The 12,682-nt window shown below is 55.9% G+C and carries 12 protein-coding genes and 2 pseudogenes; 8 read left to right on the top strand and 6 right to left on the bottom strand.

Annotated elements, in window-relative coordinates:
• The 6 genes and pseudogenes from IQ273_RS22620 to fabG all read left to right on the top strand — a co-directional run.
• Window positions 1-2,405 (top strand): annotated as a pseudogene (locus IQ273_RS22620) (hypothetical protein); the annotation flags it as partial.
• A gap of 64 nt (window positions 2,406-2,469) precedes the next feature.
• Window positions 2,470-3,183 carry a prepilin-type N-terminal cleavage/methylation domain-containing protein gene (locus IQ273_RS22615; RefSeq protein WP_194025424.1) on the top strand — a complete coding sequence of 238 codons (714 nt, stop codon included), beginning with the start codon at window positions 2,470-2,472 and terminating at the stop codon, window positions 3,181-3,183.
• 113 nt (window positions 3,184-3,296) lie between these two features.
• A pseudogene (locus IQ273_RS35945) lies at window positions 3,297-3,419 on the top strand (prepilin-type N-terminal cleavage/methylation domain-containing protein); the annotation flags it as partial.
• Window positions 3,420-3,425: 6 nt separating this feature from the next.
• Window positions 3,426-4,202 carry a hypothetical protein gene (locus IQ273_RS22610; RefSeq protein ID WP_255534652.1) on the top strand — a complete coding sequence of 259 codons (777 nt, stop codon included), beginning with the start codon at window positions 3,426-3,428 and terminating at the stop codon, window positions 4,200-4,202.
• Between the two features lie 78 nt (window positions 4,203-4,280).
• Window positions 4,281-4,868: a Tfp pilus assembly protein FimT/FimU gene (locus IQ273_RS22605; protein ID WP_194025422.1), complete on the top strand. Its 588-nt coding sequence runs from the start codon at window positions 4,281-4,283 to the stop codon at window positions 4,866-4,868.
• A gap of 331 nt (window positions 4,869-5,199) precedes the next feature.
• On the top strand, window positions 5,200-5,958 hold the full coding sequence (gene fabG / locus IQ273_RS22600; protein ID WP_194025421.1) for a 3-oxoacyl-[acyl-carrier-protein] reductase: 759 nt from the start codon (window positions 5,200-5,202) through the stop codon (window positions 5,956-5,958).
• Between the two features lie 79 nt (window positions 5,959-6,037).
• Here the strand turns inward: fabG and IQ273_RS22595 are convergent, their stop codons facing one another.
• Window positions 6,038-6,622: a DUF3611 family protein gene (locus IQ273_RS22595; RefSeq protein WP_194025420.1), complete on the bottom strand. Its 585-nt coding sequence runs from the start codon at window positions 6,620-6,622 to the stop codon at window positions 6,038-6,040.
• Window positions 6,623-6,705: 83 nt separating this feature from the next.
• Between IQ273_RS22595 and IQ273_RS22590 the strand changes: the two genes are divergently transcribed.
• Both IQ273_RS22590 and IQ273_RS22585 read left to right on the top strand, forming a co-directional pair.
• Window positions 6,706-8,115, top strand: a complete 1,410-nt coding sequence (locus IQ273_RS22590; RefSeq protein ID WP_194025419.1) for a TldD/PmbA family protein — start codon at window positions 6,706-6,708, stop codon at window positions 8,113-8,115.
• A complete protein-coding gene (locus tag IQ273_RS22585; RefSeq protein ID WP_194025418.1) occupies window positions 8,108-8,611 on the top strand; it encodes a Uma2 family endonuclease in 504 nt (167 codons plus the stop codon). Before IQ273_RS22590 ends, IQ273_RS22585 begins: the two co-directional genes overlap by 8 nt.
• Window positions 8,612-8,822: 211 nt before the next feature.
• Here the strand turns inward: IQ273_RS22585 and pdxH are convergent, their stop codons facing one another.
• The 5 genes from pdxH to IQ273_RS22560 all read right to left on the bottom strand — a co-directional run bounded on the left by pdxH (window position 8,823) and on the right by IQ273_RS22560 (window position 12,499).
• Window positions 8,823-9,470, bottom strand: coding sequence for a pyridoxamine 5'-phosphate oxidase (gene pdxH / locus IQ273_RS22580; RefSeq protein ID WP_194025417.1), 648 nt, complete (start codon window positions 9,468-9,470; stop codon window positions 8,823-8,825).
• 35 nt (window positions 9,471-9,505) lie between these two features.
• Window positions 9,506-10,426 carry a TIGR01777 family oxidoreductase gene (locus IQ273_RS22575; RefSeq protein ID WP_194025416.1) on the bottom strand — a complete coding sequence of 307 codons (921 nt, stop codon included), beginning with the start codon at window positions 10,424-10,426 and terminating at the stop codon, window positions 9,506-9,508.
• 50 nt (window positions 10,427-10,476) lie between these two features.
• Window positions 10,477-10,878 carry a photosystem II reaction center protein Psb28 gene (gene psb28, locus IQ273_RS22570; protein ID WP_194025415.1) on the bottom strand — a complete coding sequence of 134 codons (402 nt, stop codon included), beginning with the start codon at window positions 10,876-10,878 and terminating at the stop codon, window positions 10,477-10,479.
• A 12-nt stretch (window positions 10,879-10,890) separates the two neighbouring features.
• Window positions 10,891-11,574 carry a zinc metallopeptidase gene (locus IQ273_RS22565; RefSeq protein WP_194025414.1) on the bottom strand — a complete coding sequence of 228 codons (684 nt, stop codon included), beginning with the start codon at window positions 11,572-11,574 and terminating at the stop codon, window positions 10,891-10,893.
• Window positions 11,575-11,719: 145 nt separating this feature from the next.
• A complete protein-coding gene (locus IQ273_RS22560; RefSeq protein WP_194025413.1) occupies window positions 11,720-12,499 on the bottom strand; it encodes an RDD family protein in 780 nt (259 codons plus the stop codon).
• Window positions 12,500-12,682: the final 183 nt, after the last annotated feature.

Raw genomic sequence — 12,682 nt, 5'->3', positions numbered from 1 at the left:
GTCTGCAATGGGAAGACAAATCGTTTTATCGCCTGCGGTTCCACGCTTCCGTCGTTGCTTGGCCATCACGTTGGCCTCCTAAGCGCTCTACCCCTATTTTACTCGACACAAACTTGGGTGGAACTAGAATTGGTGGAGCCAACTCGTGGGGCAATCGCTTACTGGGTACAAACAACCAGGGGCAGATTATGACTCAAATTGGCAGGCCAATTTGGGATGCCTTTGGGGGCGGTAATGGTGGCCCTACCGCTGGCAGCCTAGCGGCCCAGTGCATTCAAGACCCTGCTAACGCCAACCGGTACGATTGCACCAATGTCAGGCCGACCAAAGAGCAGTTAATTGCTATTGCTGGCTTTAATGCCAACCAAACTCGTTTTGTAGATTTGCTTGGCGACTTAACTCAAATTGAGCGCGACAGAACCTATGGGTTTGAACCTTCACCATCAACCACAACCTATGGTGCCTATGAAGTTCAGAAAGGAAGCAGACGCTATCTTTTCAGGTTCCCAGATAACTGCCATCCGAATAACCCCAGTGGCTCTCTCGCCCCTTTATTTAATGCAGCGGCTGGTGCTGGAGGGGTAACCGATGAAAGAGCTGGGGTAGCTCTAGTCTGCGCCTCGCGGCCTAAGTACCCCTCCCTTTTCTACCTCTTCCCTATCGCCGATCACGATCACGATGGTGATGTAGCTGCTGGAAATCTTCAGCCATCTGCAGAAGAGTACATTGACCCTGCGGCTAACAGAAACGGTTATACCTTCAATGCAGCTGGCACTGGAGTTAACAACGGCTATACATATGGAATAGTTAACCCTGTTGATATAGCCCTAGCCCCTCGGCTGGCTGCCAACTGGCAAACCCCCCTGCTCGGCACGACCCTTGCCGCCTCAGCCTTTAACCCCCAGTCCAACCACATCCTCGGTGGCATTGGCAACGTCAGAGAAGTGGCCTTCTTAGACAAGGGCATGTTCAATGGCCGAGAGCAAATGGGCGTTCGGGTGCTCGACATTGACCTCAAACGACTCACCGACACCACTGTGGCTGGGGGCACCGATTACTGGCTCTCAGACATCGCCTGCGACCCCGACACCCAAGACTGCGACGTCTTTACCGAGGGTATTATCTACGCCTCCAGAGAAGACGCCGTGCGCGAAGACGAAATTGTGCGACCCAGTACCTCTGCGGCAAACTCTGGTGCTTGTCTCACGGTGGCAAATGTCACCTCTGCCGCTTGCCGTATGGTAACCACCCCAGGTTCTGAAGCAGACCCACCCCTAACTGCCGCAGGCATTAGCCTCAAGCCCGTAGACTTTTTTGCTGACCCAGACCGTCGCCCCCACGGCTTTAGGCTGCGCAACGGGGCAGACATGAGTAGAGGCAGGGCTCGGGCGGTCGGCATGACCTTTGTCACCGATAACAGCACCTACGTCATGGGCAATCTCAACCTGCACAGCACCAATGGCACTGCCACTGCCGCCACCCTAATCGAGGAATTTGATGAGAAAATTGGCGGTGTAAATTGGACATTTAACAATTTCTATACCGATAGAACAGAGGCCACCGTCGATGAAAGGTTCTCTCAGCCCGACCAAGACACCTGGCGACCCGTAGAGATTTTGACCGACGCTCTCACCATCTTGTCAGAAGGCTTTCTCGACGGCGCTGCCGAAGATACCTACATCAAGGCTAGACCAGGTGGCGCTGCTGTAGGCAATACCTCTTATATGAGCCAGAGCCGACCCACCGCTGCCGTCACTGTGGTCAGAGAAAATGGAAGCGCTTCTTTAGCAACTTCTCCATCCCCGGTCTTTGTTGACCGCAACGGCGATTCATTTAGAGAGACTGCACCCACTACACGAAGCCCAATTCGCGACATACCCGCAGCCGACTGGACTACGATAGGTGGCGATTCTAACAACATCCGACGCAATACCCGAGCTGTTCCAGCCACCGAAAATGCCTTCGTCAATGCGGTATTTATTGGGGGCGTTGTGCCCAACCGGGTTCAGCAGTCCAATGGTGGCCTACACAACTTCCCCCGACTGCTCGAAAGCTGGGACGGCAGGGCTTTGCAAATTGCCGGAGCCTTCTTCCAGCTCAACTTTTCCACTGGCTCCACCGGCCCCTTCGAGCACGATGCCTGGCAGCCCGGCACTAACCCCACCAACTCTGAGCAGCTTGGCTACTACAATGCCCCTGCCCGGCGCTGGGGCTACGACCCAGGCTTGCTCTACTACCCTCCGGCTGCTGCCGCTCGGCGCTTTGTCTCGGTGGGCACCCCTCGCAGCGAGTACTTCCGCGAGCTGCCCTCCGACGACCCCTACATCACCAACCTGCGCTGTGCAGAAAGAGACGGGGGTGGCTTCGTCTACAACGAAGAAATCCGAGGTGCCTGCCCCGCCTAGTTAAGAGCAGTTTTGTTGCCCCCCTCGGGGCAACAGGCCATACCATCGTCAAGGAATGTCTGCCATGATCACCAACCTGTTAAGACATCACGTTTTTGCCCCTCAACCGGGTCACAAGGCGGTGAATAGACCAAGAGCGCAGGCACAGCAGCAGGGCTTTACGCTCATTGAGTGTTTAGTCGCTATTGTCATGGTGGCTCTGGTGTCCAGCGCCATTGCCCCAGCACTGGTGATCTCGGTGGCCACCAGGGTACACAGCCAAAGGGCCGAGCAGGCCCTGGCCCTGGCCCAGAGCGAAATCGAAAGTACTCGGGTCTTAGTCGAGCGCGGCGGCTATACCGCCGCCGTGCTGCCGCCCTTAGCAGCAGGCATAGACGACGCTGATGTTACTACCGCCCCGGCACCAACAGCCCTAAACGCTGGGGCGGCCAGCGCCATCCGTGCTGTACCAATTGATCTCAACGACGACGGAGAAATAGACTTCTTTGTTCAGCGCTACCGGGCCAGAGGTCAAGTTAATGCGAACGGCATTCCGATCGCGTTTGCTATGGGGGTACGGGTTTATGATCGCTCTGCCACAGGCACGCTCGCTACCGACCCCGCATCTCTAGTGATGACCGCCAGCGATCGCGGTCGCAGCACCCGCCCAATGGCTGCCCTTTATACCACGATCGCCGCTAGCGATGAGGGCGATTCAATGTGCAATATGATCACCTATTTCAATAGCACCACTGGTGAGAACAGTGCGTTACCGACTCTCTGCGAAGCAATTCCTTAGTTAAGACGGTTAAGACGATTGTTGGTAGCCTACTAGCTACCCTTGATAAACTCGCTCAGCGAAAAATCTCTGACATCTCTGACATTTCTGTTCTTTTATGGGTTCTTAGTCCCATGTCATCTCATCTCCCCTCAGTAACCTTAACGCGCTGGCTCTTGCAAAGAACCAAAACCAACCGTCGTGGGTTTACCTTGGCTGAGCTCTTGATAGCCATTGCCGTTGGTTCCGTCATCATAACTAGCATGCTGTACCTAGTCGTTGAGCTATTGGGTACTAACGTGCGAGAAGAACGCCTCACCCAAGCCCAGCAAGACACCAGGCGAGCCTTAGACTACATCAGTCGAGATGCCCGAGAAGCGGTCTTCGTCTATGCAAACCCAGCAGCAGTAGCTGCCCAGCTAACAGATGCTCCAGCAGACAGTATCCCTGTGCTGGCATTTTGGCGGTTGAAGCCCATTAACATTGGTGATATAGCTGGTTGCACCACTGATATATGTGAAACTCTCAGGGTGCGGCAAAATGTCTACGACCTAGTAGTTTACTTTCATCGACCCAATAACCCTGGCGACATTTGGTCTGGCCCAGGGCGCATTATTCGCTACGAGTTGACCAACTACTCCGACCTCGATGACCAGGAAGTAACCGAGGGATATCGCGACCCATCTCTGACCAGAGATGGCTTCGCCCTCTGGACGCCCGATGGCAACACCACCAGAGGTAGCAAACCCGTCTTGGCCGATTTTATTGATGTCCATAATGATGATTTAGGGGATGTCGAATGCCCTGCACCTTTTTTGCCAGCTACAACAGTAGAATCCAACAACTTTTTTGTCTGCGTGAGAGATACAGGTGCCGGAGCTAACCCTCTCAACCAGAGCATGTCTGTATTTTTGCGGGGCAGCACCGTAGAACCAGGCACTGGCACCGCTGTTATTTTTGGCCCTACTAGCCGGAACAGCAGTCTACCCACCATCAGCACCGAGGTTTTGGTGCGTGGCAGAATCGAGAGGCAACTCTAGCCATTAAGCCAGGGCTTTTTCTAGCTGACCTTTGGCCTTTGAATCGTTTATCAGCAGTTTTCACCAGCGTTGCTCGCCATGAAACACTTTGCCTTTCGCAGAACCAACCAAACCGCTGGGTTCACTCTAATCGAGGTGCTGGTGGTAGTGATTATCGCCGGTATTTTAGCTGCCATTGCTGCTCCGGGCTGGTTAGCTTTTCTCAGCCGCCAGCGGGTAAGTGCCGTTGAGAGCGACTTGATTCAGACATTAAAAAATGCACAGCAAGATGCTATTCAACGTCGTATAACTTTCCCCGTACAAATCAATGATGGGGCCGCTTCTCCCACTGTAGTTGTCAATGGCCTCGAACAAAGTTTGGGAGACAGCGGCGATAACCCTGGCAACATTCAGCTCAGGTCTTACGTTGTAGCAGACGGTGATCAAGATGATGACTTTGACACGATAGTGTTTGACTATCGCGGCATGCCTACGGTCGGCACAAGTCCAGCAGATGGCACGGTGATCGATCCAGAAGATGCATCTAGTGAGGATCTGCCCTTTGTTATCAGCATTCGCGCTGGCAATGGTGGTGTTCAGCAGTGCGTTATTGTTGCCAACCTGCTGGGCAGTCTTAAAACCGCCAACAATGCTGAATGCGAAGATCCTAACGTAGCGACTGACTAACCTCTTGCTGGTTTTCTGCTTCTATCTGTAGCTAATTCGCTTCAGCCTTTGATAAAGCGAGCGGCGGTAGAGGTTGGCTGTATCAATTCAGAGGTCGTAGGCAGCCTTGCTGCCTGTAAAATGAGTATTACATTCCGATCTCGGGCCTCTAATGGTACCGTCGGTAATGCGGTCGGCCATAGTTCTACCTGATTGGTTTGTGTCTTGGTAAGCGCAATACAGTAAGGCACCTCCAGCAGATGAGTCTGAGTAAACGGTCGCATACTTCAATTCTCAACTGCCCCATTTCGTGATACAAACAATGGGCACGTTTGCTGAGTGAGGTGACCCCATGAGCGCATCATCCCCATCCCTGGAGGGCCAGGTTGCTGTGGTTACGGGGGCATCGCGCGGGATTGGTCGAGCCGTGGCGATCGCCCTAGCCGCAGCTGGTGCCCAGGTCGTCGTTAATTATGCTCGCTCCAGCGCGGCGGCTGATGCAGTGGTGGCTGAGATTGAATCGAGTGGGGGTAGCGCGATCGCCATCCAGGCCGATGTCTCTAAGGTTGATCAGGTAGACGCTCTCATCAGCGGCACCCTAGAGAAATTTGGCCGGGTCGACATTTTAGTCAACAACGCTGGCATTACCCGCGACACCCTGCTGCTACGGATGAAGCCCGAAGACTGGCAGGCCGTCATTGACCTCAATCTAACTGGCGTATTTTTGTGCACCCGCGCTGTGGCTAAACTGATGCTGAAGCAGCGATCGGGCCGCATTATCAACATCGCCTCAGTGGCAGGGCAGATGGGCAACCCTGGGCAGGCCAACTACAGCGCCGCCAAGGCCGGAGTGATTGGTTTTACTAAGACTGTGGCTAAGGAACTGGCCAGTCGAGGGGTAACGGCCAATGCCGTGGCCCCCGGCTTTATTGAAACCGACATGACTGGCGAACTAAACAACACCGAAGATATTCTCAAGTTTATTCCCCTGGGGCGGTTTGGCCAGCCCGAAGATATTGCCGGTATGGTGCGGTTTTTAGCGTCCGACCCAGCGGCTGCCTATATTACCGGCCAAGTATTTAACGTCGATGGCGGCATGGTCATGGCATAGGCAAGTCCAAGAAACTGGGTTTCTACCCTGCTGTTTTCTGACAAACAGCGGAGTTAACTACAAAAACCGGTTTCTGTTTCTACGCTCGGTTGACGACACGCAATAGCCACAGCGTTGCGGCCAGCGATACAAAGTGGGCCAGTAGGGTGTTGGTGTTGGCCTGCACGACAAAAATGTCGAAGGCTTCTACGTACTGATTAATATTGCCAGGTACAAATACCGTACCTCCCTGGGGCTGAGCCAGCGCCTTGCCCAACAGTGACCCAATCAGCGCTTGACTGCCAAACAGGGTGACTAACATACCCGCCATGCTGATTACGGTGCCCAGCCGCAGGGCTTGAATGGCATCTTTGGGGCTGGGGCGCTTGCTGGTGTCGCGGCTGCGCAGTCGTCGGCCTAAGCGGGTGTAGCGAAAGGCCCAAAAGGCGCTAAAGTAAACGGCTACTAACCCCAGTCCAGCAAACAATAGTCCCACGCCAGTGCCGGGGTTGCCCCCCCCAGTCCCCGATCGCGCGGTTAAATTGATGCTGGCAAACAGCAGCACCAGGCTGGAAATTGCTGCCAGTACAACCTGAGTCCAAAAGCTAATCCAGCCCACCAGGCGAAAGGAGCCTGAAATCCGTTTTACGGCGGGGGGCAGGGCGTAGTCAAAGTCTGTAGTCATACCTGTGATTTTAGCCTGTGATCTTCACCTGAGAGCATGGGCTTCTGAATGATACATTTGGGAAAAGCGGCGGGGTATAGGGTATGGCAGAGGCGATTGACCAGGCAAAGACCCGAATGCAGGAACTGTGCGATCGCTGGGGTCCGCGCGTAGACTACCTGGCGATTCGCCTGGAGCAGTCAGAGGGCACCGATATTTTCTTGCGGGGGGGCAAAGCCGAGACCCTCAGCGAGGCGATCGCGATCGGGGGCCATGTGCGGGCCTGCTACCGAGGCGGCTGGGGCTTTGCCAGCTTTAACGACCTGGAGAGCCTGGCTCCCTGTGTCGAGGCGGCTGTAGCTGCGGCTCGTCTGGTCGGCCACGATGAAACCCTGCTGGCACCGGTTGACCCAGTACAAATTACCCGTCGCCTGCCCTTAGTAGGTACTGACCCGCGTTTTGTTTCTTTAGCTCGCAAAAAAGCTCTGTGTAGCCACTATGCTGACCTACTCCAGAGCGTAGATAACCGCATTGCCACCACCTCTGTGCGCTATACCGATGTGGCTCAACGGGTGCTGCTGGCCACCTCTGAGGGCGCGCTGATTGATCAAGCCTGGTCGGATATGGAAATGCGGTTTGCCGCCACCGCCCGCGACGGCGACACCGTGCAAACCGGGCGCGAAACGACCGGCTCGCGCAAAGCCTACGAAGACCTGGAGAATCTGAATGACCAGGTGATGGGAGCCGCCCAGCGGGCTGTTGCGGCGCTAGAGTTGCCCTCGGTGCGGGGGGCCACCTACAGCGTTGTTATTGATCCAATTTTGACTGGATTGTTTGTCCATGAGGCCTTTGGCCACCTTTCGGAAGCCGATATGGCCTACGAGAACCCCGACCTGCTCGAATCTATGAGCATGGGCCGCCGGTTTGGCCCCCGTGACCTACAAATTTTTGATGGGGCGGCCCCGGTCGGCCATCGAGGCAGTTACTTCTATGACGATGAAGGCACCCCTGCCACCACCACTCAGCTGATTCAGGATGGGGTGCTAGTCGGGCGGCTGCACTCTCGCGAAACGGCGGGCAAACTGGGCGAGCAGCCCACTGGCAACGCCCGCTGCCTCAACTACCACTATTCGCCGCTGGTGCGCATGACCAACACCTGGATCGAGCGCGGTACCACCCCGGTTAACGACCTGTTCGCCGATATTAAAGAAGGCGTCTACGCCCGCAACTGGCTAGAAGGCATGACCAATGGCGAAATGTTTACCTTTACCGCCGGAGAAGCCTGGATGATTCGCAATGGGCAGCTAGCCGAACCCGTGCGTGATGTCACCCTGTCGGGCAACGTGTTTCGCACCCTGGCCGATATTGAAGCGATCGGCGATGATTTTTATTGGGATGAGTCGGGGGGCTGTGGAAAGGGTGGGCAGAATGGACTGCCCGTAGGCTGCGGTGGCCCCAGTCTCCGTATTCGCAATGTGGTCGTGGGGGGCGAAGCCGAAGACTGGTATGAGTGATGGTTCGGTTAACCAGGGCCGCATCTTGCGCAACCTGATGCGTCTGATGGATGTCACCTGTGGTCACAGCCTTTATGAGGTGCTGCCCCGAGGCGTGCAGGTATGGCTACCGGATCAGGGACTGGGGGTGCATCCCGACCTGTTGGTGGTGGCGGGCGAACCGCTGCTGCACGACGGCCAGAGCGATCGCGTGCTCAACCCCTGCGTCATGTTTGAGATTTTGGCCGATCCTACCCCTGGCTACCATCCCGAGGCGGCGACTCTGCCAGAACGAGGCGGCATCTTTCGCCATTGCCGAACGATTCCGTATCTGCAAGCTTACGTGTTTGTGCACCAGGTAGAGGCCCGAGTCGAGCAGTTTTATCGGGCTGAAGAAAACCTCTGGGGGATGACCGCCCAGACGGGCCTAGACTCGGTGGTGGAGTTGGCCATTACCGATGCCCGCCTACCAATGATGGATATCTATGAGCGGGTCGATTTTAGTCTGCTGGTCTAGGGGCTGTCATCAATGGATGGCTGATGGCCTGAGAGTCAGCGGTTACAGTTCCTAGTACTCTGCGGCGCAAGTTTAGTATTCTCCGGGGGCTAGGGAGCCAAGCAATTCAGAATGGTGGGCATATTTCAACCGTCGAGTACTAGCTTGTTTTTTGGGTCGGGCGTAGCAGCGCTGATAGGCTAAGAATTGTGGCCAGAATTGATGGCACGCCCTAGGGAGAAAGGCGGGCGATCGCCCATTCTCCTCCTGCTTGGCTCTCTTGCTGACTGTACAAAAAACGATCGTGCAGGCGGCTGGGTCGCCCCTGCCAAAATTCAAAGCTGGTGGGCTTGACTCGGTAGCCCCCCCAAAAGTCGGGCAGGGGTACCGACTGGTTGAGAAATTTTTCCTTCATTTTTTCAAACTGCATCTCTAGCAGCTGTCGCGAGGAGATAATGCTGCTCTGCTGCGATACCCAGGCCCCCAGCTGGCTGCCGCGAGGGCGCGACGAAAAATACCTGAGCGACTCGGCTGCCGAAATTTTGCTGGCGGTACCCGCGATCGCCAGCTGCCGCTCTAGCGGATACCACGGAAACAGCAGCGATACCTGGGCATTGACCGCGATGTGCTGGGCCTTACGGCTGCCGTAGTTGGTGAAAAAAACAAAGCCCTTGCGATCGAAATACTTGAGCAGCACCGTGCGCTGGTAGGGTGCTCCCTCAGCCGACACCGTAGAGAGCACCAGGGCGTTGGGCTCCAGCAGTTCGGCCTCGCGGGCCTGCTGAAACCACAGCTCAAACTGGGCAAAGGGGTCGGGGTTAAGGTCAGCTACATCCAGCCCCCGCTGGGTGTAGTCGCGGCGCAGTTCACCAATATCCATGGCGTCTTTGGGCTTAATCTCTAAAGCTTGGGAACTTAAACAATGTCGTCGAGGGCGTCTTTAACTTGGGTGTAGTGGTAGGTAAATCCGCTGGCCTCGGTACGCTTGGGTAATACCTGCTGCCCTTCCAGCACAACCTGGGCACCGTCGCCCAAAATGGCTTCTAGCACAAAGTCGGGTACGGGTAGCCAGGAGGGGCGGTTCAGCACTTTGCCGAGGGTTCTACAAAATTCGCCCATACGTACGGGATTGGGGGCGGTAGCGTTGTAAACTCCCTCCATTTGCGGATCTTGCAGAGCCTGCACAATTAGGTTGACGACGTCGTCGCGGTGAATCCAGGAGAACCACTGTTGTCCGCTGCCGATAGGCCCTCCAGCAAACATGCGAAAGGGGGTCAGCATTTTGGCCACCGCCCCGCCCATGCCCAGCACAATGCCAAAGCGCAAAATCACCAGGCGAGTGCCGTAGTCTTTGACCGGCTGAGCCGCCCCTTCCCACGCCTGGCAGACTTGGGAGAGAAAATCGTTGTCGATGGGTGTGCTGGTTTCGTCAAAGGTGGCGGTTTCGCTGGTGCCGTAGTAGCCAATGGCGGAGGCATTGACCCATACCGTTGGCTTCGGGTCGGCCTTGGCCAGGGCTTCAACCAGCTTGTCGGTGCCCACCTGGCGGCTGTCCATGATGGCCTGCTTGTGCTCGTCGCTCCAGCGCTCCGAAATCGGTGCTCCGGCCAGGTTTACTACCCCATCGCAGCCCGACAATACGCCAGTTTGCCAGTCTCCCGACTCCAGCGGGCTATAGCCCACTACTTCGACCTTAGGAAAATTGGCGGCGGGAAACACCCGACGGCCATGATCAACGCTGCGGGTCAGCGCCACAACGCTATGACCTTCGGCCTGGAGCCGTTCTACCAGGCGGCTACCAACGAAACCTGTGGCTCCAGTAATTGCAATTTTCATGGGCACCTGATTCTGGGTAAACAAAACCCTGCCATAGCGGTGGGCTTGGTCTAGGATAAACCATCTGCCTGGGGCGATTCACCATAGGCCATGCCGTTTGCTTGAGCATAGCGCTGCATGAAGCGCATCAGGCGATCCCAGTGATCGTCGCGATCGATGACCAGCTTGCACTCTACCCGCTGCAGGTCGTCGCCCTCGGGGCCACCAAAAATAAATTTAATGCCCTCGGGCTCAATGGCGATCGCGCCCTCTTCATCAATCAGTTTCAGCGCTTTGGCAAACCGACTGCGAAAACTTTGGAATCGCTCGATCGCCCGCAGCTGGTTAAAAGTCAGCAGCACGATGCGATTGCCCGTCGCCCGATCGCGCCTGAGGCTGATATTGTCGATGGTTTCGGCAATGCCTTCATAAAACTCAGCAGTTGGCAATGGAGCGGGCGACGGAGCAGTCATGGCAGCACGGGTTTAACGGCGGCGGTTAATTAACATTATGTAGTACAGCAAGTTGAGAAAGGCGGTGAAGGCGGTCGCCACGTAGGTGAGGGCTGCCGCACTCAGCACGGCCCGCGCCCCCTTATTCTCCTCGCCCTGTAGAATGCCCAGCTCATCGACCAGCCGCAGGGCGCGGCGTGAGGCATCAAACTCAACCGGCAGGGTAACTACGTGAAACAGCAAAACTGTGGCAAAGAAAATCACCCCCAGCCAGGCCAGGTTCAAAAAATTGAGAATCAGCCCCGCCATGATCAGTATGGGGCCTAGCCGAGAGCCTAAGTTCACCGCCGGTACCAGCGCTGCCCGCAGGTTCATGAACTTGTAGCCCTCCACGTCTTGCAGCACGTGGCCGCACTCGTGAGCTGCCACCGCTGCCGCCGCCAGCGACCCGGAGCCGTAAATCCCTTGGGAGAGGCGTACCGCTTTGGCGCTGGGGTCGTAGTGGTCGGTCAATTCGCCCGCCACTGGCTCGACTTTGATGTTGCGCACACCCTTTTTAGCCAAAATGGTTTGGGCCACCTGGGCACCGGTCATGCCCATGTTGGACTGTACTTTGGAATACTTGCGATACGTACCCTTAACCCGACTCTGTGCCCAAAAGGTCAGCACGCCGGTGGGGATGGCAACTAACAGAATGTAAATAGGGTCGAAGAACATGACCTGGGCCGTAAGTAAAGGGAAGTAAAACACCTATCTTGCGAATGATAGCAGCCCAGTTATAAGGATTCTCTATGATTTAAGGTGCTCCTCATAATTGGAATGTGAGGGGATGAGGTTAATCTCTGCTGCTCTTAAACTCTGCTCACCTACTGTGCTGATAGGCGTAGTAGAGGGCTTCTAAAAAGGTATCGGTGGTCATTTCGGTAGGTAGGGTTTCGAGCGCCAGCTGACTTTTAAAGCGGCGGGCCAGCTGGTCACTAACCAGGGTTTTGGCTTTGGGGCTCATCGCCTGCCGCCGCTGCAAAAACTCGCGCACGGTGGCAAAGTCGTCGGGGGAGAGACGGGTGATGTCGACCAGCGCCAGCAGGTCTTTGCCGATCGCCTGCGATCGCTCGGGCACTTGAATCTCGCCATTGGTGACGGCGTCGGTCTGCACCACCAGAGTGCCCGCCAGCCAGTCGCCCACCCGCTTCTCGGTTTTGCTGAGCAGGATGCAGAAAAAGCCAATAAACAAAATATCGTCGATGGGCCGCAGCAGCGATCGCAGTGTGGCCTGGGGCAGCCGCTCGGGCTGGCCATCGTCGCGAATGACGCGAATTTTAGCGTAGCGCTTGCCGGGGGTCTGGCCGTACCACCAGGTTTCAAACAGCGCAAAGTAGCCAATGTAGATAAAGAAGGCCAGGATGGCGGCGATCGCCGTCACCCACAGCTGCACCGTCTCACTCGGAATCGACAGCACCGTTTCCATAGCCAGCAGTCGCACCAGCAAAAAGCTATAGACCAGGGTCAGCCCTACCAGTCCCGTCCCCAAGCACAGGTAGTCGAGGGTCAGCGCTACAGCCCGGCTGCCCACCCCAGCCAGCACAAACTCCAGCTCAACGCTCTCAGGGGTACGGATGGTAATGGTGTTGAAGAGTGGCATTGGGAGGCGGGGAGGTAGGTGAGGTGGTGAGGAAGATGAGTAGGTGAGGGGGTGAGGAAGATGAGTAGATGAGGCAGGAGGAGTGCAAAGTGCCAAACTTTGAATTCTCAATTTTGATCTCAATCTTGAATTTTGAACTTACTCTATTCCCATCCTTCGGTAAGCCGCTCCACGTCTACATCC

It is taken from the genome of Nodosilinea sp. LEGE 07298, from assembly GCF_015207265.1.
Classification (GTDB): Bacteria; Cyanobacteriota; Cyanobacteriia; order Phormidesmidales; family Phormidesmidaceae; genus Nodosilinea.
The sequence above is the reverse complement of the archived record's forward strand: the minus strand, read 5'-3'. Positions and strand labels throughout refer to the sequence as shown.

Coding starts and splice junctions, on each gene's coding strand:
- IQ273_RS22615 (WP_194025424.1), top strand. CDS start 2,470: ATGATCACCAACCTGTTAAGACATCACGTTTTTGCCCCTCAACCGGGT.
- IQ273_RS22610 (WP_255534652.1), top strand. CDS start 3,426: ATGCTGTACCTAGTCGTTGAGCTATTGGGTACTAACGTGCGAGAAGAA.
- IQ273_RS22605 (WP_194025422.1), top strand. CDS start 4,281: ATGAAACACTTTGCCTTTCGCAGAACCAACCAAACCGCTGGGTTCACT.
- fabG (WP_194025421.1), top strand. CDS start 5,200: ATGAGCGCATCATCCCCATCCCTGGAGGGCCAGGTTGCTGTGGTTACG.
- IQ273_RS22595 (WP_194025420.1), bottom strand. CDS start 6,622: ATGACTACAGACTTTGACTACGCCCTGCCCCCCGCCGTAAAACGGATT.
- IQ273_RS22590 (WP_194025419.1), top strand. CDS start 6,706: ATGGCAGAGGCGATTGACCAGGCAAAGACCCGAATGCAGGAACTGTGC.
- IQ273_RS22585 (WP_194025418.1), top strand. CDS start 8,108: ATGAGTGATGGTTCGGTTAACCAGGGCCGCATCTTGCGCAACCTGATG.
- pdxH (WP_194025417.1), bottom strand. CDS start 9,470: ATGGATATTGGTGAACTGCGCCGCGACTACACCCAGCGGGGGCTGGAT.
- IQ273_RS22575 (WP_194025416.1), bottom strand. CDS start 10,426: ATGAAAATTGCAATTACTGGAGCCACAGGTTTCGTTGGTAGCCGCCTG.
- psb28 (WP_194025415.1), bottom strand. CDS start 10,878: ATGACTGCTCCGTCGCCCGCTCCATTGCCAACTGCTGAGTTTTATGAA.
- IQ273_RS22565 (WP_194025414.1), bottom strand. CDS start 11,574: ATGTTCTTCGACCCTATTTACATTCTGTTAGTTGCCATCCCCACCGGC.
- IQ273_RS22560 (WP_194025413.1), bottom strand. CDS start 12,499: ATGCCACTCTTCAACACCATTACCATCCGTACCCCTGAGAGCGTTGAG.